Origin of the sequence: Schumannella sp. 10F1B-5-1, assembly GCF_006517535.1 — a bacterium.
Taxonomy (GTDB): Bacteria; Actinomycetota; Actinomycetes; order Actinomycetales; family Microbacteriaceae; genus Schumannella.
The window spans coordinates 1-203 of record NZ_VHQH01000057.1 but is presented as its reverse complement, the minus strand read 5'-3'; the positions used below and the strand labels follow the sequence as shown (position 1 = coordinate 203).

Below are 203 nucleotides of genomic sequence, written 5' to 3'. Positions count from 1 at the left end.
GCTGAGGTCGTCGGGCACGTGCAGGGTGATCGACAGCACGCCCGCGCCGATCGGCAGGCCGAGCACGCCGCCGCCCAGGTCGGCGGTGAACTCGACGGTGGGGGCGCATCCGGCGACGACGGGGCCGGGCGCGACGCATCCGTCGGGGTCGAAGGTGAACGGGACCGTGTCGGGGTCGATGGAGTACGACACCAGGTCGAGCC

The 203-nt window shown here is 73.4% G+C and carries 1 protein-coding gene; it reads right to left on the bottom strand.

Annotation, left to right across the window (positions count from 1 at the left end):
• Positions 1–203, bottom strand: a 203-nt coding sequence (locus FJ658_RS16245) for a hypothetical protein (protein WP_181408480.1), incomplete at both ends; no start/stop codon positions are given.